Raw genomic sequence first — 23,080 nt, 5'->3', positions numbered from 1 at the left:
GAATTGTGCTGCTGTGGCAATAATGGCTACCATTCTCCTCCCCGTGGTAGCTGCTGCATGAGTTTACCACGATAGGCAATTAGTTTTAATCCGTCTTCTAAACTGAATATTCCTGCTAGACAAGCGGCGACATATTCACCTACACTATGACCTATAACTATATCTGGTTTAATTCCCCATGATTGCCACATTTGTGCTAAGGCATATTCTATGGCAAATAAGGCAGGTTGAGTATAGGCTGTTTGATTAATTAAGTTTGTTTCTGTGTACAGGATTTCTATTAGTGGTTTTTCTAAATATTGATTGAGTATTCGATTACATTCTTCTATAGCTTTTCTAAATATTGGTTGAGTTTCATATAGTGATTTTCCCATTCCCACATATTGCGAACCTTGTCCTGTGCAGAGGAAGGCTATTTTGGGGGATTTATTGCTAGTTAATTGACCTTGTAAAGAGATTTCCTGGAACGTTTCTACATCTGCTATTCCTGTCAAGAAAATATTTAATTGGTGACTTAACTGGAGATTTGATTCGGCAATTATAGCTAATCTGTGGTCAAAATGCGATCGCCCTGTATTGGCTGTAAAAGATATATCTGCAATAGATACCGCTGGTTTTTGACTTAAAAATTCCTGATAGTTCTGCACCAAATCCCGCAAAGCTTGTTCACTTTTCCCTGAAAGTGTCAAAAGATGCAATGGACGTTCTTGAATATGATCTCCATTCTTTAATTGTTCCGGTGCTGATTCAACAATTAAATGCACATTTGTACCACTCATGCCAAAGCAGCTAACTCCGGCTAAATTTTGTCCATCTTTTCCTGTCCAAGGAGTTAATTCGGTAGCAACTGCAATTGGTAATTTATCCCAAGGAATATAGGGACTAGGATTTTTAAAATTCAGATGTGGGGGAATTTGTTGATGTTGCAAAGATAAAATTACTTTAATTAAACTAGCTACACCAACTGCTGCTTCCAAATGTCCAAAATTAGTTTTCAAAGAACCAATCATCAAAGGATCTTGCTTTGACCGATTTTCGCCGAAAACTTTTCCTAATGCTAATACCTCAATGGGATCTCCCAAAGGTGTGCCTGTACCGTGTGCTTCCACATATTGGATCTGCTCTGGTTTTACCCTAGCATTGGCTAATGCTTGCTTAATGACGGCTTCTTGAGCCGAGCCGTTAGGGGCTGTCAACCCGTTACTTTTACCATCGTGGTTGGCAGCAGAACCGCGAATTACTGCCAGAATGTTATCATTATCAGCGATCGCATCCGATAATCTTTTCAGCACTACCATCCCACAGCCTTCACCCCTAGCATAACCATCAGCCGCAGCATCAAAGGTTTTACAGTGTCCGTCCGCAGACAAAGCCTTGGTTTTGCAGAATAAAATGGTGGTAATTGGGGAAAGCATCAAATTCACCCCACCGGCTAAAGCGAGATTGCATTCACCGGAACGCAGACTTTGACAAGCTAAATGAATACCCAACAACGAAGATGAGCAAGATGTATCTAACTGCATTGTCAAACCCTGTAAACCCAGGATATAAGCCAAACGGCCGATAGCGATACTCCGCGCCGTCCCAAAACCACTGTAAGCATCAAGACGGTTTAAATCATCAAAATTGATACTAAGTTGGGAATAATCATCCGCACTCATCCCTACAAATAGCCCGGTTTGCGTGCCTTTGAGTCCTTCTGCGGCTATTCCCGCATTTTCTATCGCTTCCCAAGCAACTTCTAGAAGTAGCCTTTGTTGGGGGTCCATGTCTATGGCTTCGCGGGGAGAAATGCCAAAAAATTGTGGATCAAATTGATCTACTGCATCTAAAAAACCGCCATAGCGAGTATACATTTTACCAGGAGCATCTGGATCAGGATCATAATAACGATCAACATCCCAACGTTGAGCCGGAATTTCTGTAATTGCATCTTTGCCATTTGCTAATAATTGCCAAAATGTTTCCGGATTTTTGACACCTCCAGGAAACCGCAACCCCATCCCAATAATAGCAATCGGTTCGGTTTTTTGGCGCTCTACATTTTCTAATTGAGTGCGGGCTTGCTTGAGGGCATTTAGTAACCGTTGTAATGTGGCATTTTGATCCTGATTAGATGCGGAAATATTACTCATTTCCTTTGCTCCAATAAATTTTCTAACTCTGATATTTCCTGATTAATTAATGCTTCCAGATCCAATTCAGCAGGCTGATTTTGGTTACTAGAAATTGGCTTTTCCAAGGGCAAATCTGGGATTTGATTAGTTAAATATTTACATAAAGATTCAATAGTTGGAAAATTCCAAATTATAGTAGCTTCTAAAGGACGATCTAACCATTCTTCCAATTCTTGAGCTAATTCAACAGCCATAACTGAATCCATGCCATAATCAGCAAAGGATTTCCCCACATCAATTTTATTGATATCTATTCTTAATTTTTCAGCTAACCATTTTTCAATCCAGTTTCCTACAGATTCAAAAGAATTTTTGGTACTTGGTACTATTTCCTTTGGTAACTCTGTGTGAACGTCATTCGGAAAATTATTAACTGTTCCCTGTTCCCTGCTCTCTGTTCCCTGTTCCCTGTTCCCTGTTCCCTGTTTTAATAATTGATCAAGATCAGTATCTTCTCCTGCTAAAACTTGTTCTATATCGCCAATAGTGTCAGTGTAATTATATATCTGATTCACAATCACATTAGCATCATCTCTAATTAATTCGGCTGGTGTTCCATTTAGTAAATTAGTAAGTTTCTGTTCAAAATTTAATCTTGCCCAAGTGAATGCTCGTTGTAAATGATCAGCATCACATCGGTTGATTTTTCCTGCTAATGCAGCCAAAAGAATCGCCCAAGTTGTTAATTCACCAGTTCGTAGATACAACCATTGTCGGCTCTCCACATTATTTTTAGAATTAGTAAACTGAGCATTAATTTGTGTTACTGCTGCTTTGAGAACTTCAGCAATTTCCGGCGCTTCTAAACCGACACACAAGAAATTATCTAATTCTGCGCTTTTGTTTAAAATCCGTGATCCCAAAAACATATTTAATGTTTCCGTCGGACCTTCAAAAATGCGAAGTAGTCTCGCATCTCTGAGAATTTGGGGAGCAATATTCGTCTCTATATAACCCCGACCACCTAATAATTGTACTAAATGATCAGCCGCTTGCCATAAAAATTCTGGACCTGATGTTTTACAAGCTGCATAGGCTTCTTCAGGAAGAGAATAACCCTGATCTAATAAATCCGCAATTCTAAAAACTAGAGTTTCTAAAGTTGTAATAGCCGCTGTAATTTCCGTTAACCAATTTAATGTTAAAGGATTATCTATTAAACGACCTGTAGAAATAGAACGGCGTGAACCATAGCGCAGCATCAATTGAGTACAACGTTTCATCCCCCCAATACTCATTGCTCCTAAACCTAATCGTCCGAACATCATCGCATCTTGAGCAACTTCTAAACCTCCGCCTAATTCCCCTAATAAATGTTCAGAAGTCACGCTCACATCATCAAGATATATCTTATTTTGCACCATGCCTCTCATGCCCATTGTCAAGGCTTCTGGACCTTGGCGCAATCCTTTTGTCCCTTGACGAATCATGAAACCAGTAATCCCAATTGGTTGATGATTTTCATTCAGTAATTGCACAAAAACATTGATAATTCCCGCCCATGCACCTGTACCAATCCATTCTTTTTGACCACGCAACCGCCAACCACCTTGAGAATCGGGAATTGCTTGGGATAAAATGCCTCTAGGGTTAGAACCGGCACAGGGTTCGGTAATTGCAAAAGCCCCTAATTCACGACCTTGAGCAATTAAAGGCAGAAATTGATCCCGGATACTAGATGTAGCGTAGTTCATCAAGGGACGAGTTCCCAAAGCATGATGAACACCGACAAAAGAGGCCAGAGTGAGGTCAATGGCGGCGAGTTGTTCAATTACCCGTAAGGTGTCACGATTACTGAGAGCGATTCCTCCATACTGTTCGGGAACTTGCATTCCCAAAATCCCCCGATTTCCGAAATCAAGGACAATATAAGGCGGAATGCAGCGACGTTCATCAATTATCCTGGAGTTAATCCGTTCTCCTGCATAGTTCCGCAGCCAATTAATCAGATCATCGGCACGGGATTTGCTGTTATTGGCGACAACTGGGAGAGAATTTCGTGGAGATTGTTGTATAGGTTCTGACTGCCAACTCCCTACCACACTGAAACTATCTGCTAAAAATGCTGCTCGACAAGCTTGGCGCTGGATTTTGCCACTGGATGTCTTGAAAATACTGCCTGTTTTCAGTAAAACTACGGCATAAATTTGTAATTCATGGTGAATAGAAACTACTCTGCGGATAGCTTCAACTACTTCATCAACATCAAGTTTACGGATATAAGTCCGTTCTACTTCTTGGGCAATAACCAGTCTTTCTTCACCATCTACTTCTACTGTAAATGCTGCCCCGCTGCCTGGTTTGAGGGCTGGATGACTGTTTTCTACTGTTAGTTCAATATCTTGGGGGTAATGATTACGACCACGGATAATAATGACATCTTTAATTCGTCCGGTAACAAATAATTCACCATTCTGCACAAATCCTAAATCACCAGTGCGGAGAAATGGTCCGGCTTTGGTATCTGCTAAATAGGCGTTAAAGGTGGCTTCTGTCTGTTCTGATCTTTGCCAATAACCTTGGGCTACATGGGGTCCTGATACCCAAATCTCTCCCACTTGATTAGCCAGACAACGAGTTAAGGATTCTGGATCAGCGATGATGATTTCTTGCTCTAACCATGTTTGCCCACAACCAACGATTTTTCGGCTATTTTGCGGTTTTGTGGTGGTAATAATCTGGTTTTGTGCTAGGGCTGTTTCGGCTACTGAAATCATCACAGGATCTGCTGTTTGTAAGCCGCCAGAAACTAATAAAGTTGTTTCTGCCATGCCGTAACAGGGATAAAATGCTTCTGGGCGAAAACCACAGGATGCAAAGGTGGTAGTAAATTTTTCCAGGGTTTGGGCGTGAATGGGTTCTGCACCATTAAAGGCTACTTGCCAACTACTTAAATCTAAAGTTGCTATTTGTTCTGGTGTGATTTTACGAACACACAAATCATAAGCAAAGTTAGGTCCTCCTGATGTGGTGGCTTTGTAGCGAGAAATAGCCGCTAACCAGCGATATGGCTTTTGGATAAAGTCTACTGGTGACATTAAATAACATGGTATCCCCAAGTACATGGGCTGGAGGACATTTCCTATCAATCCCATGTCATGAAATAAGGGCAGCCAACCAGCAAAAATAGTGCTTTGATCATGATTAAAGGCTATTTGAATCATTTGCTCGTTGTATAGCAAATTACTATGACTCACCATTACGCCTTTTGGTGTGCCTGTAGAACCGGAGGTGTATTGCAGAAAGGCCAGTGTATCGCTGTTAATTGCTGGTTTTTCCCAGTTTAAGGCTTGGTCAGTATGAATATTATCTGTTGCTAAGGATTTTAATATATTGAATTCGGGATTTTCGCTGATCCGCTCCTGTATATTTGCCAATAAACCTGTAGTTGTTAATACTGCTGCTGCTTGGGCATCTCTGATAATTGCCTCTAGCCTAGACATATTCTGATTACGTCGGGGTGGATAGGCGGGAATGGCTACTACACCAGCATACAGACACCCAAAGAATGCACAAATAAATTCTAACCCAGATGGATACAGTAGTAATACTCGATCACCTGGTGCTAAAAATGACTGGAGTTCAGAAGCGATCGCTCTGGCTTTTGTATCTAACTGTTGATATGTCAAACTGTCTGATTCTATTTCCCCATTTTCCAGAAAGGTATATGCTGTCTGGCTCGGATGGTATAATGCTCTTTTCTGTAGCAGGTCTACTAGAGTGTTTGGGCAATAATTCAGATCAATCGTCATTTGGCCTCTATGACAAAATTGTGCAGTTATCAGCAAGTCTATGATTTTGGCAGCTATTTATAAAATACCTGACATTTAGGCTAGGCATTGCTAGTATTTATTGGTACTAATTATGCAGTGTATAGTGAATCACTATGACTTGCAAGCAGTCTGACTTAAACTTTCAGTAGCATGGTAATCATAATTTTGTCAATTAAAAACAGTGAATTTTAAATTAGCACTAAAATAATTGCATTAGTTCCTGGACTTTGGCAAGATATTTCAGTAATTATTTTAACTTTACTCGTGATCAGTAATATTAGGTAACGTTGTCTGCTATATAGTAGCTTAACTGTTAGCTAATTTTGAATAAGCAAATGAAAACAGGCTAAAAACCAATTTAGCGCCATAAATTTTCACAATACTGATAGAATTTACAGCTAAAATCCAAAACAATTGCACTAGGTAGGTAATATATGGTGAGACGCTTAGAAATTACAAGGGTAAAAGATGCCAACTATAGCACTCTTAAAAAAGAAACTGAGAACTTTCAAAAACCAATTATTTATAATTTAAATGAAAACGATATATCACGAATTCAATCATTAAAAAATACTCTCATAAATTTTGAACAAAATTACAAAGAACAAGTTTTTAAGAGCAATGATAATTTAAGCGATCTCAATAATATTATGGAATACTCCAGAGGGGAAGATTCTCGTGGTAGTAAAACTTATTCCACATCTCTATTCTTTTTCACCAAGGATAAAATTCTCTCGCCAATTGGATTTAAAGATGAGAAATACAATCATCAACTAGAAAATATCATTCAATTCTTTTTTAATACAGAATTCTTTCGAGAAAAACTAGTGGATTCTTCCCTTCTGCAAAAAGTAATTATATTCATAGGCTTAAAGAAAGGGATTTTTGGCAAATTTATTCTATCCAATTTATCTACTATAGTCAATGGTAATACCTGGTGTAGTCAAGGTAATACTAATACCTTCATTCATGCAGATCATGGCTTATGTAACTTTTTTGTACAATTAGCAGGAAGGAAAAGATGGTGGATAGCTTCTCATTTTCAAAAAAAGGAATTATTAGAATCTGTATTTCAATGTGATCTAACTAAACTAAATTTAAGTGACGCTAGTTTAGATAATTTAGAATACTATGATTTTGAGCTTCAGGAAGGGGAAATATTGTATTTACCTACTAATTGGTTACATGGTGTAGTTTCTCCACCAGGGCTAAACTTATCTTTGTCTTTTCTGTTTCCAATGACTGTTCTAGAACTTGTGAAAAATTTGCTGTACTGGAAATCTATAGGAGTACCTTTAAATAACACTAAAAAGAGTAGTCTTATAGAAGATAAAAGTTTGGCTGATTTAAATGCTGAACAAGCTGAGACATTTAATACTGTGAAATTTTATCTGCGTGAACATAAGTTTGCTAAGAGAAAAATACTTGCTCATGAGCCTGAATTTGTATCTGGGCTATATGATAGTGATAAACTCAATAAAGCAATTACGGGGGCTGAATAATATTTTTCATATTGTCAGCGATCGCAGGTGATTATTTTCAGTAATTTAGTAAAATCAAAACTATGAGTAAAAATCATAGTTATTAATAGTAGCAGTGCGAAACCGTCAACTCCCTTATTTCTTATTCTCCTTGACTTTAGTTGTGATCATTGGCGTTGTTAAGTTCTGGAATAAATTACCAGATTACCCCTGTGAAAACGGGGGATTTATGGTTAGCCAAACTACACAATCTTATCTCCATCCTGAGAAAGTTGTGGTTCGTCCTTGGTTAGGTCAGCATCATGTATATGCTGTGTTTATGCTGCCAAATAATTATGTATATGATCGTTTGATCACAATTAATTTACCAGTCAATAAAAAATTTTGTGGAATTACCATCAATCCTAGTCAAACTATAGACGAAATCAATGCTAAACCAGGACATTATTTAGTCAAGGGATATTTACAAACACGCACCGCATTGAGACTTATTTCCACAGGTAAAATTAACGACTTAAAACAAATCAAGAGTTGGCAATTAGGTTATGGCAAAAAGAATTAATAGCCTCTAGGTAAGCCCTCACCAAGAGGATCTGCTACTGCTTCTAAAGTAGCATTTCCATTACCCATATCAATTATTCTTACTCACAAAGACAAACCCCCGTGTCTTCCCTGCTGTTGAATCAACTGTATTCATTGCTTTCCATAAATCTGCTGTTTTTACCCAAAATGGGGGATATTTATAGCGAGAAACATCCATAATTAAAAATCTATCTGTTAACTCATTATATGCTGCCAAAGGCGAAATATGTCCACCTCTTTCTTGACCAATTTCTTTACGTAAATAGTTAATAACAACAAAGTTTTTTGTTTGTTTTAAATTCTCTGCTGCTAACTTACGAAATTCTTCTAAACTCGTATCACCAGCATGATAAACTTTAACTTGTACATGATAACTTCCTAACAATCCTCCTAACTCACTTAAAGTCATACCTTGACGAGAAACAATTTCCGAAGTTACTACATTTCTAGTTTTTTCATTAGTAAAAAAGTTATCTTGAGTAAATACCCGAAATGGTTTATATTGGGGTGCTTCTGGTGCAGGGATTTTCAAGCTATTTAGCACCATAACAATACTAGCAACCCCGCAATATGCCTGATTATTTTGTGTGACAAATTGTGTACTTAATGGAAAAAAATCACTTTTTGATTTACTCGCAATCAATAAAGTTTCCCCTTCCGGAGTATCAAAACTAATTAAGTTAGATGAAAGTGGTAATGTTTGAGCAAAAACATTGCCTCCAGCTAAACAAATACCCAGAATTATAACTCTAATTGATGTTTTAATAGAACGGATTACCCTCAATTTCATAATTCATTTTTAACCTAATTGTAAATTTTTTAATCACAAAAGCAAGCCATACTTCTATGGTTTTCTTAAATCAACATTCCGGCGATCGCAGCAGTAATGAAACCTGCTAATAATCCGCCAATCATCGTTTTTACACCCATACGTGCTAAGTCTTGTTGACGATTGGGTGCGATGCCACTCATACCACCAATAGTAATTCCAATCGAGCCAATATTAGCAAAATTGCATAAGGCATAAGTAGCAATAATTGCTGAACGTTGAGAAATTTCTTGTTTTTTAATCAGTTCTCCTAAATCCAAATAAGCAATAAATTCATTGAGAATCGTTTTTTTACCTAATAATACCCCAACTTGTCCACAATCAGCCCAAGTTATCCCCATTAACCATGCTAAAGGAGACATAACAAAAGATAACATCCATTCTAAAGATAATTGTGGATAACCTACCAAACTTCCCAACCAACCTAAACAGGCATTTACAGCAGCCAATAAACTCAAAAAAGCAATAACTATTACCCCCACATTAACCGCTAATTTTACACCTTCAATTGCTCCTGAAGTTGCTGCATCAATAGCATTAACATAATTACTCTTGATATCTATATCAACTTTCCCCTTAGTTGCCGATACATCTGTTTCTGGATACATTATTTTTGATACTATTAAAGAAACAGGAGAAGTCATAAAAAAAGCGGCAATTAAATGTTCTGATGGCATCCCAAAAGACAGATAAGCACCTAATACTCCACCGGCAATAGTCGCAAAACCTCCAGTCATCACAGCGTGCAATTCAGATTGAGTCATAGTTGCTATATAAGGCTTAACCATGAGTGCTGCTTCTGTGGGTCCCAAGAAGATATTTCCAGCGCAAGATAAAGATTCAGATCCCGATGTTTTCATAGTTTTCATCATTACCAATGCTAGGGCATTAACAACCCTTTGCAAAATACCATAGTAGTAGAGAATACTAATAAATGATGAGAAAAAGATAATGGTTGGGAGAATTTGAAAAGCAAAAAAATGATCTTTAAAGTTTTCACCAAAGACAAATTTTGCTCCCACATCAGAGAAAGCTAAAAAATTACCAATGATATCTCCTAAAGATTTAAATAAATTCAAACCCCAAGGCGTTTTGAGAATTACTAAAGCCAAGATAAATTCCAAGCCTAACCCCCAAGCAACTGTACGCCAACGCACACCACGACGGTTAACAGAAAGGGCATAGGATATACCGATAAAAACGAAGAGTCCTAAAGTAGAAATAACACGTTCCATATTCGATGAAATTATTGATATCTCTACTTTACATCTTTATGTGAATTAAGTTAATCCCATTATTTGCCGATAATGAGGGGCTAATTTAGCTACAGTTGCTGATTTGGGATGTGTTTCCCAGTGATTCCAATTGAAAATTTCTTGTTGCAATTCATCAACATTAATTGTAGTAATTTTCCCATTATTAATAATTTGCTTACCATTTACCCAAGCACTATTAACAACATTGACAGTACGAACTAAAACTAATAAACCCAGGGGATCTGTCCGAGGAAGTAATGATAAATTGTTGAGATCATATAACACTAAATCGGCTTTTTTGCCAACAGTAAGCGAACCAAGTTGATCTTCTACATTCAAACCCTTTGCACCTCCTAAAGATGCCATTTCTACAGCTTGACGTGGTGTAATCCAGTGGTGATAATCTAGTTCTGTAGTATTGTGCAGAATAGAACCAATTTTAATAGCTTCTAACAAGTCTTGAGAGTCATTACTAGAAGCACCATCACAACCAAAAGTTACATTTATTCCTGCTTGGATATATTTGATAATAGGAGCGATACCACTGCCTAAACGGAGATTACTTAAAGGATTATGAACAACTGTAGATTGCGTTTGGGCGAGAATATTAATATCAGATTCGGTTAACCATACACAATGCGCTAAACTTGTAGAACTGTTCAAAAAACCAAGTTTGTGTAAATGTTCAACCGCAGTACAACCATATTTTTCTTCAGCTAGTTTTTCCTGGGCTTTAGTTTCTAATAAATGGGCATGACGACAAAGATCGTATTTATTACTTAATGCCATACATCCTGTAAATAAGGCATCGCTACATAACTGAATTCCTGTTGGTGCAACTAAAATATTAATTCCTGCTTCCGGTTGATGAAATTGCCTTACTGCTGTTTCGATAATGGCTAAAGTTTCCCCAGTAGAACGAAAATAAGATTCATGATTTGGTTGTGAATCTCCATTGGGTATACTCATACTCAAAGATTGATCTTGAATTAAAGGGGCAATAAAAGCCCGAATTCCTATTTCTTGATAAGCGCGAACTGCTGCGGCAATGGTTTCTAATTCTTGTCCAGGAATTAATACTAAATGATCTACTAAACTTGTTCCTCCAGAAAGTAGAGTTTCTACTGCTGTTGCCAAGGCACTGAGATAAACTTGTTCTGTATTTAAAGGAGTAAAATCATATAAATGTGCTAACCATAATTCCAGAGGTAAAGGGGGAATTACTCCTCGTTGCCACATTTCCGAAGAATGGGTATGGGCATTGAAAAACCCAGGTAGTAAGAGTTTATTCTCTCCATTAATTGCTGTGCCAATTATCTCTAAATTAGGGGCAATAGCGGTGATTTTACCATCTACAACCTGTACATCTGTAGTTATGTAACTATTTGTAACGCTAATTAGAGTATTCTTGATAGTAAAAAAATTCATGATTTTAACCTTAATTAAGTAATTGATCGCTTAATCTAATTGCAAGCTACAAGTTAAACAAGGATATTGAGAATCGGCATTTATGAATCTACCAGTTCGGAAATTAGGAATTTTCCCCAACGCTTGGGAAGTAAATCAGACATTTGCAGATATTACCCGTCCTCAAAAAACTCCACAACCAGTTATTTTAGCAACAGAAACTAAAACTCTCCGTTGCGATTTGTCCAAAGCTGCTATCATCGTGATTGATATGCAAAACGATTTCTGTCATCCTGATGGTTGGTTAGCACATATTGGTGTAGATGTCACTCCTGCCCGACAAGCGATCGCACCTCTGCAACAATTATTACCACAACTTAGGGTTGCTGATGTGCCGATCATTTGGTTAAATTGGGGAAATCGTCCCGATTTACTGAATATCAGTGCGGGGTTACTGCACGTATACAACCCCACAGGAGAAGGTGTCGGATTAGGTGATCCCTTGCCCAGCAACAGTGCTAAGGTACTTATGAAGGGAAGTTGGGCTGCTGCGGTAGTGGAAGAACTAGAACAGCTACCAGAAGATATCCAGGTTGATAAATATCGCATGAGTGGATTTTGGGATACACCTTTAGATAGTATTTTGCGAAATTTAGGTTTAACTACACTATTCTTTGCTGGTGTAAATGCTGATCAATGTGTTTTATCAACTTTGTGTGATGCCAATTTTTTAGGATATGACTGTATTTTAGTCAAAGATTGTACGGCTACAACCTCACCGGAATATTGTTGGTTAGCAACTTTATATAATGTGAAACAATGTTTCGGTTTTGTAACAGATTCGTCAGCAATTGTAACGGCGATTAATAATTAACAGTAGAAGTCAGGAATAGTGTCTGGCTTTGAATTTATATTTCGTACCTCAGTTATCTGCTGTAATTTAATTGAAGTAGAAAACACCAATTACCAATTACCCATTACCAATATGTACGCTACTAGCTGTGTAATTCCCATTATCAAATCTCCCAAAGATTATCAAGCTTATCGGATTAGTCCCCATAATTCTAACCGATTAGCAATTATCTTTGATTCCAGCAGTGCGAATACTTCTTTAACTTGTTGTGTGGAAATATTTGATGTAGGTGGACAAACACCACCAAATCGCCATCAATGGGCTGTAGAAATGTTTTTTATCCTCAAAGGAGAAGGAATTGCAATTTGTGATGGTAAACAAGTAGATATCAACGCTGGAGATAGTTTGTTAGTGCCACCGACAGGTACACATTTGATTAGAAATACTGGTGAAACTCGTCTTTACGCTTTGACAATTATGATTCCTAATGAGGATTTTTCGGAACTAATTCGCAGTGGTATTCCCGTAGAATTAGATGATGAAGATATGACTGTTCTAGGAAGATTAGATTCTTTTAAGTTTGTCTAATTTATTACCCGTCGGGCGACTAGAAGTCGCGGCTACAAAGACAAAACCCACCTACGTGGGTTAAGAGGATGCTTGAAAAGACTACAAAGATAAAACCCACCTGCGTGGGTTAAAGCCTTTAGTCCACGCAGGCGGTCACTGAGCTTGTCGATAGCGTAGCGTGGCGTTAGCCATAGTGTGGACTTTGCTTGTGTAGTAGTGTAGTAGCGACTTCTAGTCGCCCTTTTAAAACTAATTTTTCTCAACAACTCCACCATTATCGATCGCACTATAAGTATCATTGTTAACTAACCCTAACCAAGGATCAGAACTAGGAGTTAAAAACAATTCAGCATAAACTTTTTCATTCAGTTGATTAACATCTGATGTTGAATTTTCGTCTATAAACCACTGATGAATTTGTCTATGTAACATATATTCATTTCTAACGGTATCTAAAGCCATGACAGTTTCAAAATTACGAATTACTTTAGATAAATCATTTTTCTCTGTTGTATTTGGTAGCTTTTTATCTGCAATTAAAGCAATGCTATTTCTATCAAGTTTAGCATCATTTTGATATAGTCTCGCTAATCTATTCCAAGTTGCTTGATCAAGGATTTCTGAAGAAGTTTTTGATGTTTCTGGTTGAATAGAATTAAGAATTGGTCTTTCGACAACAGACTTAGAAACTGCTAAAGAACCTGCTATTGCTGCACTAGGAAATGAACTAGCATTATTTGTGGGTTCTATTAACCGAGGTGGAGATTGAATACCCAACTTAGATAAATCTGTTCTCCATTGATTTTGAATATTATCAAGACGGCCTTGATGATATTTCTGTAATAAATTGGTGTATTTTTCACCATTTTGTTTACCCAAATCTTTAGCTATTATTTGCGCTTGTTGGAGTTGTTTGAGAAAGGCTTTTGGTCCATAAAGTCCAGGAATAGCATCAATAGGACGACCAGAACTATCTAAAATATAATGAATACTATTACCTGTAATTGTTCTTTCTAATTTGCGTCCGTCACCAAAATCAATTGTTACTTTAGGGACAGGACGAACTGTTTGCCAATGTAAGATAAAATTTTCTCTTAATCGTTGAGAAATTTCCTGATTTGGATATAATGCTACTCTAAAAAATCGGCTATTAGCACAACTAAGATCTGTATCTAATCTCCCTAATAATCGCAATGAAAGAATTGGTTTACCACTAATTTTAGCAGCGGTTTTAGCTTGTTCTAAATCTGTGTACCAATATAATTTGGAAGCATAACAATCTCGTTGTTGACACAATTGGTCTAAGGCTGTTTTAATTTGTGGTGAAGGTGGGGATGTTAAGTTATTAAGATAGGATTTGATAAATGTTTGTAATCCTGTTTGTCCTTGTGTTCTTAATTTTGTAACTTCTTCATTTAAAACGGGATTTTGGCTATAACCTGGTTGTGAGAAAACAAAACTAGCCAGAATTAAAACAAAGGGAATTTGTAAATTAGTAATTTTCATGGTTTTTACTTGATTTTTTATAGTTGTGAAAAAAGATTTTGCCAATTAATTGTAGTCGGTCTATCGCCTTTATTCACTATTTCAAAAACTTTGTTAACACAACTTTCATAAAATAAACTTTCTACACAAGTTGCTGCAACATCTATGCGGCTAGTATCACCTGAAAGTGTGTCTCCTGTACCTAAGACGACGTTTAATTTACCTTGAGTTGTGGCTTGGAGAAGGGTATTGAGATCATAGGATGTATAAGGACCATCAGTTAAACGTCCTGGACGAATGATAGTATAAGGTAGTCCAGAATTGATAATAGCTTGTTCTCCTTTTTCTTTAGCATCAAGCACACCGAAAAGATTGAGAATTGTAAAAGGAAATTGCTGTTTGCGAAGAATACCACAGGAAGAAACAAGCACGAAACGGGTTAAGTTTTTTGGTGCAGATGTGATGAGATTAATTACACCTTCAGTATCAACTTTAGTAGGGGTATTTTTGGCTTTATCTTCTAGAAATTGGGGATTAAATAAAGCCATTCCTAATTCGATGATGTTAGGGGTTTGATAAAATTCCCATCTATCGGAAGGAAAAGCACTAGTTCCTGTACAACAAATAATAGCGGTAATATTTGCCATTGCGGCTGTGAGAGTGCTGGGTTCGCAGATATTACCAATCGCAATTTCTACTTTGTCATTAAACATTTTTGTAGCTTTTTCTGCATCTCGTGTGAGAATGCGAACTGGTAAGCCTTTTTCTAATAGTTTAGCAACTACAAGCTGTCCGACTCCACCAGTAGAACCGATAACTAAGATGACATTTTCGGGAGAATTTTCAATGGTATTCATAATTTCAAATATTCTTTAATGATTCTTTAATTAAATAGGGACTAATTCTGTTAATTTTAAATCAAATCCATCACAATGTGAGTCTTACCTTTATGTCCATGAATTAGTTCAATTTGTTCCCATCCTCCTGTATACCAAGCTGTTGAAGCTGGTTGAGTTAGCCATTGCATGACAGCGATATCACCAAAACCTTGAAAGTAACATCCTACAGCAACTATACCAATTCCGCTGATGCCTGTCATATCTTTTTTTCTCACCAGTTTAAAACTTTGCAGATGATAATTATCGAGTGAGTTTTCACCAAAGATGATGTTTCTACCTCTTTTCTGTTGAAGTTCTTGAAAAGATTGGATACAAGGGAAAGTAGCATGACTAGAATAGGGTGAACTTCGAGCGATCGCTACCTGTCCATCTGGTAAGATAAAACCACCAGCGATAATATGTTGTGATGGTTTACGTTGAGGTTCAATTAACCAAAATATTTGCTGGTTTGGTTGCATAAGTATATATTTTTTGGGACAAAAATAGTATGTTTCTGGGGAAGGAAATATTTAGGAGCAAAATCATCAAAATTTAGTCAAATATTATACGGAAGCAGCAGTTAAATCAGTGAAATAGTTACTAAAGGACAATGAATTTATAGTCAAGATTACTAAGATAGGTTTTGTTAATCTGAGACTATAAGTTTAAAATCGCAAACCCTAATTAACAAGGAATCTACACCATGACTCGCAAAACCTCTAAAATTATGCAACAATCGGGAGTTATTCCCTACCGAATACAAGATGGGAAAATTGAAGTTTTATTGATCACCACTCGTAGTCGTCAGGGTTGGGTGATTCCTAAAGGGGGACTTTGTAAAGGAATGAGTCCCCATGATTCAGCAGCAAAGGAAGCATGGGAAGAAGCAGGCGTTTTAGGTAGAGTTACAACCGAAAAACTGGGTAATTATAAGTATCGGAAACGGGGTAATACTTATGAAGTTAATTTGTTTTTATTACCTGTAGAAAAAGTCTTAGAAGATTGGCCAGAAGCGACTCAAAGAGAAAGACAATGGTTAGAAGTTAACCAAGCAGCTAAATTGGTAAAAGAAACTTCACTAAAAAAAATCATTCAAACTTCATGGGTAATGAGTAATTAGTTAAAAGTGAATGAGACTTTTAAATCATCTCAAAAGACAAATTATGACTTTTGAGAAAGTTATGAGTAAAATGATCTTCTACATTTGTATCACTCAGTTCTAAATTGTAGAAATCTATAAACTCATCAGACTCATGATCAAAATATGGTCCTGCGTGCCAAGTTCCCGTTTCTAATTTAATAAAACAATTTCCCGGAATCCGAAAAGCAGCAATTTTTGATAATACAGGTTCATCAATTTCATTATCAGGTGGACAAACTGCCATGAACCACTCTTTACCATCCAAAGAACCTAAACATTGAGTACATTTGATATGACGAGTAATGCTGTGAAATTGCCGTCCTTTTTCATGCAGCCGCATAATATAAAACCGGGGAATACCATTTTGTAAATTTAACTGTGCATCTTCTTGATCAAAATTCTTACCATCTACACTCGCATATATTACCTGTCCATAAGGCTGAAAATTTTCTGGTGTGATTAATTGAGACTGTAATTGTTGGATTGTTGGTAATGCGTTCATAACTTCGTGACTAGATATTCTGAAAACTTGATTATATACACTTTAACAAAGCTTCTTTAAACTCCGCTGCTGTTTGAAAATAAATTTGTGGTTTTTCCTTTAAAGCTAAATCTATCACTTGTGCTAACTTTTTGGGAATATGATGATCACGCTGACTGATAGGTATTGGATTATTTTGTAAAACTGATAGCCAAGGATCACCTGTAAAATTTCGGGGGAAATATCCCGTTAACATATTATATAAACAAGCTGCTGTTGCCCATATATCAACTTCTGGTAATGCGTTTTGAAAATTTAGTACCTGTTGACGGGGCATAAATGCAGGTGTTCCCATCTTTGTTTCTGTTAAAGTTTGTCCACTTAATCCAGCTAAATCAAAAGCTTTAGATAAAGCATAATCTCCAATTTTCACTACTATTTTATCATTATTTTCCGTGATAAAAATATTATTTGGTTTTATATCTTGGTGAATTAAACCTTTACTTTTAACGAGACTACCATCAGGTAATTTTATGTAGGGAAGATCCACGTCATGGGCATAGATCAAACCATCAAGAATTTGCAAAGTTATATCTACAGCAATATCAACAGATAAACGCCATCCTGATCTTTGCATTAAATCCCAAACATTCCCATCTTCACAATATTCCATGATAAAAAAGAAGACATTTTCTGCAAAGCCATAATCTAATAATTGGATGATATGAGGATGATTTAGAGTTTTTGTATTTTCTGTTTCTTTTAGAAACATTTTTACAGCCTGTTCTTGACTGACAACCGCAGGTAACATGATCTTCAGTGCGAAAAATCTATTGCTTTGAATATGCTGGACTAAAAATACCGCACCAAACCCACCTTTACCTAATGATTTAATTAAACGATATCCAGATAGAGATTGCAGATCAGGATTACCATTTTTAGCTAAATCTAGCAGGTTTTTGACAATCTTCAAAAAATTGGGTTTAGTATTTTTTTCTTCACTAGATAAATCTGGATTTTTGTCTAATTGTGCTTCTACTTCTACACCAATTTGAAAAAGAATATCGCCTAACTTAATTTGATCACCGTCTTGTAAATTATATTCAGGAAAGTTTAATTTTACAGCTTCTTTTGCTGGTTGTTCTCGTTGTCTTTGTCCAATTTTTTTACCGTTGACAAAAGTACCATTTAAACTTCCTAAATCTCGCACCCGAATATCTGGAGGGTTAATATCCAGTAAGCAGTGATAGCGAGAAATAGTCATATCAACTTTATCCGCTATTTGCAAGTTGCAATCATCGTTTCTGCCAATGATACAGGTGCTGCGAGATTCAAAAATATATTGTTTTCCAGACAGTTTACCCTGTGTGATGGTGAGTATAATTTTAGATGACATTTTTAATAGTTAAGAATTCAACTTTGAACTAATGCTTATGCAAAGTCAATTTCTGTAGCATAGCAGATTCTTGGTAGCTTAGAGAAGTCGGAAACACAGCAGAATTCAGAATTGTAGAGACGTTCCTCTGTAACGTCTCTACCTGCATAGATAAAAATATCTAATGGGACTTACACCATTTCTTTGTGAGGGTGTGCCAAATAAATTTTATAGAACCGAGAATCTCCACCTATGGAATGTCTCTCCAGTAACTAAGTATGCCAAAGTAACAGTTTATATTGCAACTGGAAAGTTTTTATAGAAAATTTTAAAAAGATGAATTTAAAATATTTAACTCACATGAATATTCACATCAGGAAAAGCCAAAATGGATAAACTTTAATTTTTCGTCTATGAATCTTGATAAATTCCCTAAATAGTATTTCTATATGCTTCTATAATTTCCTTTAATTAAATGTACTTCACTACATAGCTATTATTATGATTATTTTTGACAATAAACTAAATCATTAAATTGAAAAGATGAGCCTTTTTTCGTTAGTATTTTTAATTCTGAAACCAAGTTTTGATTAGGGTCAAAACGGGTCTTTGTTTTTTGCGTAATATTTTTGATACTGATAAATCGCCACTCGTAATCTTTGAGAAAATTTTGATGATCCCAAAATGACTGACCAATTTGCCGACAATAGGCGACAAAACACTCTGCTCCTTTAAGTTGTGCAATAATATCTCTCATTGATCCTCCTTTACTCGCCTTCATTTCAATACAGAGAATTACCTTTTTCTTAGCAGTATTAGCAATGATAATAAAGTCGGCACGTTTACATTCACCACTATTTCCTTTAAAAATCGTATCAGGTGACTTAAATTCATCTGCATTGATAATTATGACATCATCATCATTAGGCATCCCATAAATAGTTACATAGTAATTAGGAGGTTTAGGCTCTTTGAGGATGACCTTATTGCGTCCGTAGAGATCATTTTCTAATGATACTGTAGCTGTTTCCTTAATCATTTCTTTCAAGATAGCAATATCAGACATTACTCCTCACCCCAAACAATTGCTTCCTGAATCCGGTTCATCGTTTCGATAGTTGTATCAAAACTCCGAGCTTCAATACCCAATTCTGGGTTTATATCGGCGGGTGTAAGAGTTTGACATTTAGTTTTTCTGGTGTTTCCCTCTAGTTTTATATCTGCTTCTTCCGCAATATAAACTTTGATTTTATCAGCAGCAATCAGTTCTTCTGGCCGATAACCTTCTTGTTCAGCAATTCGCTTGAGATGAAGTTTATCATGATTAAGCATGATCAGGATATTTAGTTCTTTAATAATGTAATCACTGTGGGTAGTGATAAAAACTTTAATACCAAGGTTTACCAATCGAGCAAAAAGCCGTGCAACTCGGCGTTGATTTTCAGGGTGTAGATTTAATTCAGGTTCATCTACCATCAATAAATCACCAACTTGAGCCTCATGTTTTAGGTAAAAGCCTATATCTAATAAAGAACGCACTGCGCTAGAACTTTCATCCATAGAAAGTTTAACCCGTTTACCCTTCGGCACATAGTAAAGCTCATCGTTGCGGGTGACGGTATATTCACCACCAATAATATCAGTAAAATCAGCCAATACATCAGGATAGTTATCGGTAATGAAACTATTTTTTTTAATAATGGTTTCAAGTTTACGAGTAAAATCTACATTCGTTTTTATCGGTAGAGCATAATCATCATACTCTTTAAGTAGAAGTTCCATTGTATCAAGATTTTTGTCAGCTTGACCCATTTCTTCTAGTAAACGATTTTTTGCAAAATTCAATTCTTTGCGAAAAATAGCCGCACCAGTTCGTTCGGCACTAGCAATAAAAGGACGAGGAAAAAATTGATCAAAAATAATGTCTTTTATGGCATCAGAAATTATACGCTCAATGATTTCAGCAGGGATTTTTACCTTGTCTTTTTCCACAAGGAGAGTAACAACTAATTCTGTATTTTCTTCACTTTTGGTAATTGAAAAAAGTTCTGCATTAGCTGCTCTCATTGTCAGATCAAATTTGCTTGCTAAATTAATATTCTCATTTTTTATTTCTAGGCTGATATTAAACTCAGTTTGTTTAAATTTGTCAGTTGGTGCTGCAAAAATTTTCGGTAATTCCTGAGTATAACTGTGACAGGCTTTAGTTATAATTTGCTCAGTTTTTTTGACATATTCTTGTATATCAAGATGAATTACTCCGTCAGCGAGAAGTTTCTCGATTTTATCATTGTTGATTTGAATCGAAAGCATTCGTCGCCAAGTATATAAAAAGCCAAATAAGGCATAAGTTGCGTAAGTTTTTCCGGTATTGTTGCCACCACAAATGATCGTCAAGTCACCAAGAGTAAATTCGGCTTCCCGTAAAGCACCAAGATTTTTGACTTTAATTTTCATGTTATTACTCTCCAATTGTATTCTCCCAGATGTAGGTTGAGTTGACGCAAGGAAACCCAACATGATTAATATTTTTGTTGGGTTGCGCTGTCGCTTAACCCAACCTACGAAATTAAACTCCAGTAGTTTCCGAAATTGCACCTTGCATTTTTACGAAAGTTTCGATTAAAGTCTGCAATTGTTGATCTGCTTTGAATACTCCTAAACCTCTTGCTGTCACTTTTCCAGGAGAATAAACAAATCTTGTTTTCATGTTGGAAGTTAGTTTTTCTGCTAATAAATTCCAAGCTGGTTCTTCCATTGGTGTTTCTAAAACAATGTGTTGTTTATTCTCTGGTTTAATACGGCTAAATCCGAGATTTTTGGCTAATTGTTTTAATTCCATCACGCGCAATAATTGATTTGCGGGAACTGGGATAGTACCATATCTATCAGTCCATTCAGCAGCAATTTGTTTTAATTCATATTTTGATTTTGCAGTTGCAACAGCGCGATAAGCACTCATTTTTTGATCAAGATCAGTAATGTAGGTGGAAGGAATAAATGCAGTGAGATTAAGGTCAACTTGAGTATCTTCAACTTTGGGGATTTCTTGACCTCTAATTTCTCGAATTGCTTCTTCTAACATTTCCATGTACAAATCAAAACCAATTGCATCCATTTGACCAGATTGTTCTGCACCTAGCAAGTTTCCCACACCGCGAATTTCCATATCTCGCATTGCTAATTGATATCCAGAACCGAGTTGTGTAAATTCTTGAATTGCTCTTAATCTTTGTCTGGCTGCATCAGATAATTCTCGTTGTTTGGGGTAAAATAACCAAGCGTGGGCTTGAATGCCGGCACGTCCTACACGACCCCGTAATTGATATAATTGAGATAAACCAAAACGGTGAGCATCTTCAATTAAAATTGTATTGACTCGGGGAATATCTAAACCAGATTCAATAATTGTTGTACAAACAAGAATGTCAGCGTCATTATTTCCGAAAGTAAGCATGGTTGATTCTAACTCGCTTTCGTCCATTTGACCATGGGCGATCGCAAATCTTCCTCCTGGTACCATTTCTCGCAATTTTGTAGTGGTTTCTTCAATTCCATCTACTCGCGGTACTACATAAAAAACTTGTCCACCCCGATCTAATTCTTGACGAATTGCACTTCTGACAATTTCGGGGTTTAAAGGTGCTAAATGGGTTTGAATTGGTCTTCTGGTAGGAGGTGGAGTGGTAATTAAACTCATTTCCCTAATTCCTGATAATGACATATATAAGGTTCTAGGAATAGGAGTTGCAGAAAGAGTTAAAACATCAACTTGCGTTTTCAGACTTTTGATTTTTTCCTTTTGATTAACTCCAAATCTTTGTTCTTCGTCAATTACTAAAAGTCCTAAATCTTTAAATTGGACACTTTTACCTAATAACTGATGTGTCCCCACAACTATATCTAATTCTCCAGTTGCGAGGCGTTTTTGAATATTGCGTTTTTCTTCGGCACTGCGAAAACGATTGAGTAAACCGACATTCACAGGATAAGGGGCAAAACGTTCTTTAATTGTGTGATAATGTTGTTGAGTTAAAATCGTCGTTGGTGCTAAAAGTGCAACTTGCTTTCCTGCGGTGACAGCTTTAAAAATCGCCCTAATTGCTACTTCTGTTTTCCCAAAACCTACATCTCCACATACTAACCGATCCATCGGTCTTTCACTTTCCATATCCCGTTTCACATCTTGTACCGCTTTTAGCTGATCTGTGGTAGGTTGATAAGGGAAAGAATCTTCCATTTCTTGTTGCCAAGGCATATCCTGGGGATAGGAAAAACCTTCTTGTTGCGATCGCGCTGCATATAATTTTAACAAGTCTACTGCTAGTTTCTTAATCGCTTTTCGGACTTTATTCTTAGTATTATCCCAAGCTTTTCCGGTCATTTTATGCAGTTCTGGGGGTTTATCTACATTAGTCCTAAACCGGGATAAAGAACCAACTTGATCAGCAGCAACTCTTAATAAACCATCTGCATATTGTACAACTAAATAATCACGGGTTTCATCATTAATTGTTAAACTTTCTAACTTGACAAATTTACCAATACCATGACTACGATGAACAACAAAATCCCCTTGACGTAATTTATTAGGATCTACTTGTTTAGATGTAGCTTGACGACGTTTACGGACATAGCCAAAATTAGCTAAAGAATGTTGTCCATAAAATTCTCTATCGGTGACAATAACCAAACGGTAAGAAGGTAAAATAAAACCTTCTAATTCTGCTAAACCGGAATATTTAAGAGCTATTGGGATATGATTAATTTGCAGTTTATCAATAGCTTGAAA

The 23,080-nt window shown here is 36.5% G+C and carries 18 protein-coding genes; 5 read left to right on the top strand and 13 right to left on the bottom strand.

The window, feature by feature from the left end; all coding sequences use genetic code 11:
* Positions 1-26 precede the first annotated feature (26 nt).
* Both FJR38_RS18225 and FJR38_RS18220 read right to left on the bottom strand, forming a co-directional pair.
* Positions 27-2,135, bottom strand: a complete 2,109-nt coding sequence (locus FJR38_RS18225) for a type I polyketide synthase (protein WP_168538618.1) — start codon at positions 2,133-2,135, stop codon at positions 27-29.
* Positions 2,132-5,929 (bottom strand): AMP-binding protein, encoded by a 3,798-nt coding sequence (locus tag FJR38_RS18220; RefSeq protein ID WP_168498918.1) that lies wholly within the window; start codon positions 5,927-5,929, stop codon positions 2,132-2,134. Before FJR38_RS18220 ends, FJR38_RS18225 begins: the two co-directional genes overlap by 4 nt.
* A gap of 458 nt (positions 5,930-6,387) precedes the next feature.
* Here FJR38_RS18220 and FJR38_RS18215 point away from each other — a divergent pair, with 458 nt between their 5' ends.
* Entirely contained in the window at positions 6,388-7,452 is a 1,065-nt protein-coding gene (locus FJR38_RS18215; RefSeq protein WP_168538616.1) for a cupin-like domain-containing protein, read from the top strand.
* 130 nt (positions 7,453-7,582) lie between these two features.
* Positions 7,583-7,993 (top strand): hypothetical protein, encoded by a 411-nt coding sequence (locus tag FJR38_RS18210; RefSeq protein ID WP_174764050.1) that lies wholly within the window; start codon positions 7,583-7,585, stop codon positions 7,991-7,993.
* Between the two features lie 69 nt (positions 7,994-8,062).
* Here the strand turns inward: FJR38_RS18210 and FJR38_RS18205 are convergent, their stop codons facing one another.
* From FJR38_RS18205 to FJR38_RS18195, 3 genes are all read right to left on the bottom strand, one after another.
* On the bottom strand, positions 8,063-8,803 hold the full coding sequence (locus FJR38_RS18205; protein ID WP_168538614.1) for a phytochelatin synthase family protein: 741 nt from the start codon (positions 8,801-8,803) through the stop codon (positions 8,063-8,065).
* Positions 8,804-8,868: 65 nt separating this feature from the next.
* Positions 8,869-10,077 carry a NupC/NupG family nucleoside CNT transporter gene (locus tag FJR38_RS18200; RefSeq protein WP_168538612.1) on the bottom strand — a complete coding sequence of 403 codons (1,209 nt, stop codon included), beginning with the start codon at positions 10,075-10,077 and terminating at the stop codon, positions 8,869-8,871.
* Positions 10,078-10,122: 45 nt separating this feature from the next.
* A complete protein-coding gene (locus tag FJR38_RS18195; RefSeq protein ID WP_168538610.1) occupies positions 10,123-11,526 on the bottom strand; it encodes an amidohydrolase in 1,404 nt (467 codons plus the stop codon).
* An 82-nt stretch (positions 11,527-11,608) separates the two neighbouring features.
* Here FJR38_RS18195 and FJR38_RS18190 point away from each other — a divergent pair, with 82 nt between their 5' ends.
* Together FJR38_RS18190 and FJR38_RS18185 are read left to right on the top strand one after the other, a co-directional pair.
* On the top strand, positions 11,609-12,379 hold the full coding sequence (locus FJR38_RS18190) for a cysteine hydrolase family protein (protein ID WP_168538608.1): 771 nt from the start codon (positions 11,609-11,611) through the stop codon (positions 12,377-12,379).
* Positions 12,380-12,490: 111 nt separating this feature from the next.
* Positions 12,491-12,946: a cupin domain-containing protein gene (locus FJR38_RS18185; RefSeq protein WP_168491642.1), complete on the top strand. Its 456-nt coding sequence runs from the start codon at positions 12,491-12,493 to the stop codon at positions 12,944-12,946.
* 231 nt (positions 12,947-13,177) lie between these two features.
* On the opposite strand, the gene FJR38_RS18180 is transcribed toward FJR38_RS18185, so the two are convergent.
* Genes FJR38_RS18180 through FJR38_RS18170 form a run of 3 tightly spaced genes read right to left on the bottom strand, consistent with a single transcriptional unit; the run spans position 13,178 to position 15,770 of the window.
* Positions 13,178-14,434, bottom strand: coding sequence for a hypothetical protein (locus FJR38_RS18180; RefSeq protein ID WP_168538606.1), 1,257 nt, complete (start codon positions 14,432-14,434; stop codon positions 13,178-13,180).
* 17 nt (positions 14,435-14,451) lie between these two features.
* Complete coding sequence (locus FJR38_RS18175; protein ID WP_168538604.1) at positions 14,452-15,270, bottom strand: SDR family oxidoreductase; 819 nt, start codon at positions 15,268-15,270, stop codon at positions 14,452-14,454.
* Between the two features lie 56 nt (positions 15,271-15,326).
* On the bottom strand, positions 15,327-15,770 hold the full coding sequence (locus FJR38_RS18170; protein WP_168538602.1) for a hypothetical protein: 444 nt from the start codon (positions 15,768-15,770) through the stop codon (positions 15,327-15,329).
* Between the two features lie 224 nt (positions 15,771-15,994).
* Here FJR38_RS18170 and FJR38_RS18165 point away from each other — a divergent pair, with 224 nt between their 5' ends.
* Complete coding sequence (locus FJR38_RS18165) at positions 15,995-16,411, top strand: NUDIX hydrolase (protein WP_168491635.1); 417 nt, start codon at positions 15,995-15,997, stop codon at positions 16,409-16,411.
* Between the two features lie 19 nt (positions 16,412-16,430).
* On the opposite strand, the gene FJR38_RS18160 is transcribed toward FJR38_RS18165, so the two are convergent.
* The 5 genes from FJR38_RS18160 to mfd form a co-directional block, all read right to left on the bottom strand.
* On the bottom strand, positions 16,431-16,934 hold the full coding sequence (locus FJR38_RS18160) for an ureidoglycolate lyase (RefSeq protein ID WP_168538600.1): 504 nt from the start codon (positions 16,932-16,934) through the stop codon (positions 16,431-16,433).
* 31 nt (positions 16,935-16,965) lie between these two features.
* Positions 16,966-18,309: a protein kinase gene (locus FJR38_RS18155; protein WP_168538598.1), complete on the bottom strand. Its 1,344-nt coding sequence runs from the start codon at positions 18,307-18,309 to the stop codon at positions 16,966-16,968.
* A gap of 484 nt (positions 18,310-18,793) precedes the next feature.
* Positions 18,794-19,354 carry a hypothetical protein gene (locus FJR38_RS18150; RefSeq protein ID WP_168538594.1) on the bottom strand — a complete coding sequence of 187 codons (561 nt, stop codon included), beginning with the start codon at positions 19,352-19,354 and terminating at the stop codon, positions 18,794-18,796.
* Positions 19,354-20,745, bottom strand: a complete 1,392-nt coding sequence (locus FJR38_RS18145) for an AAA family ATPase (protein ID WP_168538592.1) — start codon at positions 20,743-20,745, stop codon at positions 19,354-19,356. The genes FJR38_RS18150 and FJR38_RS18145 overlap by 1 nt, the downstream gene beginning before the upstream one ends.
* 112 nt (positions 20,746-20,857) lie before the next feature.
* On the bottom strand, positions 20,858-23,080 hold a 2,223-nt coding region (gene mfd / locus FJR38_RS28645; protein ID WP_254449501.1), incomplete at its 5' end, for a transcription-repair coupling factor.

The sequence above is a fragment of the Anabaena sp. UHCC 0253 genome (assembly GCF_009712085.1).
Classification (GTDB): domain Bacteria; phylum Cyanobacteriota; class Cyanobacteriia; order Cyanobacteriales; family Nostocaceae; genus Dolichospermum.
This window is presented reverse-complemented; position numbering and strand designations above follow the sequence as displayed.

What these genes read in the sequence shown, in the direction of transcription:
- FJR38_RS18220 (WP_168498918.1), bottom strand. Translation starts at nt 5,929, where the DNA reads ATGACGATTGATCTGAATTATTGCCCAAACACTCTAGTAGACCTGCTA.
- FJR38_RS18145 (WP_168538592.1), bottom strand. Translation starts at nt 20,745, where the DNA reads ATGAAAATTAAAGTCAAAAATCTTGGTGCTTTACGGGAAGCCGAATTT.
- FJR38_RS18180 (WP_168538606.1), bottom strand. Translation starts at nt 14,434, where the DNA reads ATGAAAATTACTAATTTACAAATTCCCTTTGTTTTAATTCTGGCTAGT.
- FJR38_RS18190 (WP_168538608.1), top strand. Translation starts at nt 11,609, where the DNA reads ATGAATCTACCAGTTCGGAAATTAGGAATTTTCCCCAACGCTTGGGAA.
- FJR38_RS18150 (WP_168538594.1), bottom strand. Translation starts at nt 19,354, where the DNA reads ATGTCTGATATTGCTATCTTGAAAGAAATGATTAAGGAAACAGCTACA.
- FJR38_RS18175 (WP_168538604.1), bottom strand. Translation starts at nt 15,270, where the DNA reads ATGAATACCATTGAAAATTCTCCCGAAAATGTCATCTTAGTTATCGGT.
- FJR38_RS18195 (WP_168538610.1), bottom strand. Translation starts at nt 11,526, where the DNA reads ATGAATTTTTTTACTATCAAGAATACTCTAATTAGCGTTACAAATAGT.
- FJR38_RS18205 (WP_168538614.1), bottom strand. Translation starts at nt 8,803, where the DNA reads ATGAAATTGAGGGTAATCCGTTCTATTAAAACATCAATTAGAGTTATA.
- FJR38_RS18225 (WP_168538618.1), bottom strand. Translation starts at nt 2,135, where the DNA reads ATGAGTAATATTTCCGCATCTAATCAGGATCAAAATGCCACATTACAA.
- FJR38_RS18160 (WP_168538600.1), bottom strand. Translation starts at nt 16,934, where the DNA reads ATGAACGCATTACCAACAATCCAACAATTACAGTCTCAATTAATCACA.
- FJR38_RS18155 (WP_168538598.1), bottom strand. Translation starts at nt 18,309, where the DNA reads ATGTCATCTAAAATTATACTCACCATCACACAGGGTAAACTGTCTGGA.
- FJR38_RS18185 (WP_168491642.1), top strand. Translation starts at nt 12,491, where the DNA reads ATGTACGCTACTAGCTGTGTAATTCCCATTATCAAATCTCCCAAAGAT.
- FJR38_RS18165 (WP_168491635.1), top strand. Translation starts at nt 15,995, where the DNA reads ATGACTCGCAAAACCTCTAAAATTATGCAACAATCGGGAGTTATTCCC.
- FJR38_RS18170 (WP_168538602.1), bottom strand. Translation starts at nt 15,770, where the DNA reads ATGCAACCAAACCAGCAAATATTTTGGTTAATTGAACCTCAACGTAAA.
- FJR38_RS18200 (WP_168538612.1), bottom strand. Translation starts at nt 10,077, where the DNA reads ATGGAACGTGTTATTTCTACTTTAGGACTCTTCGTTTTTATCGGTATA.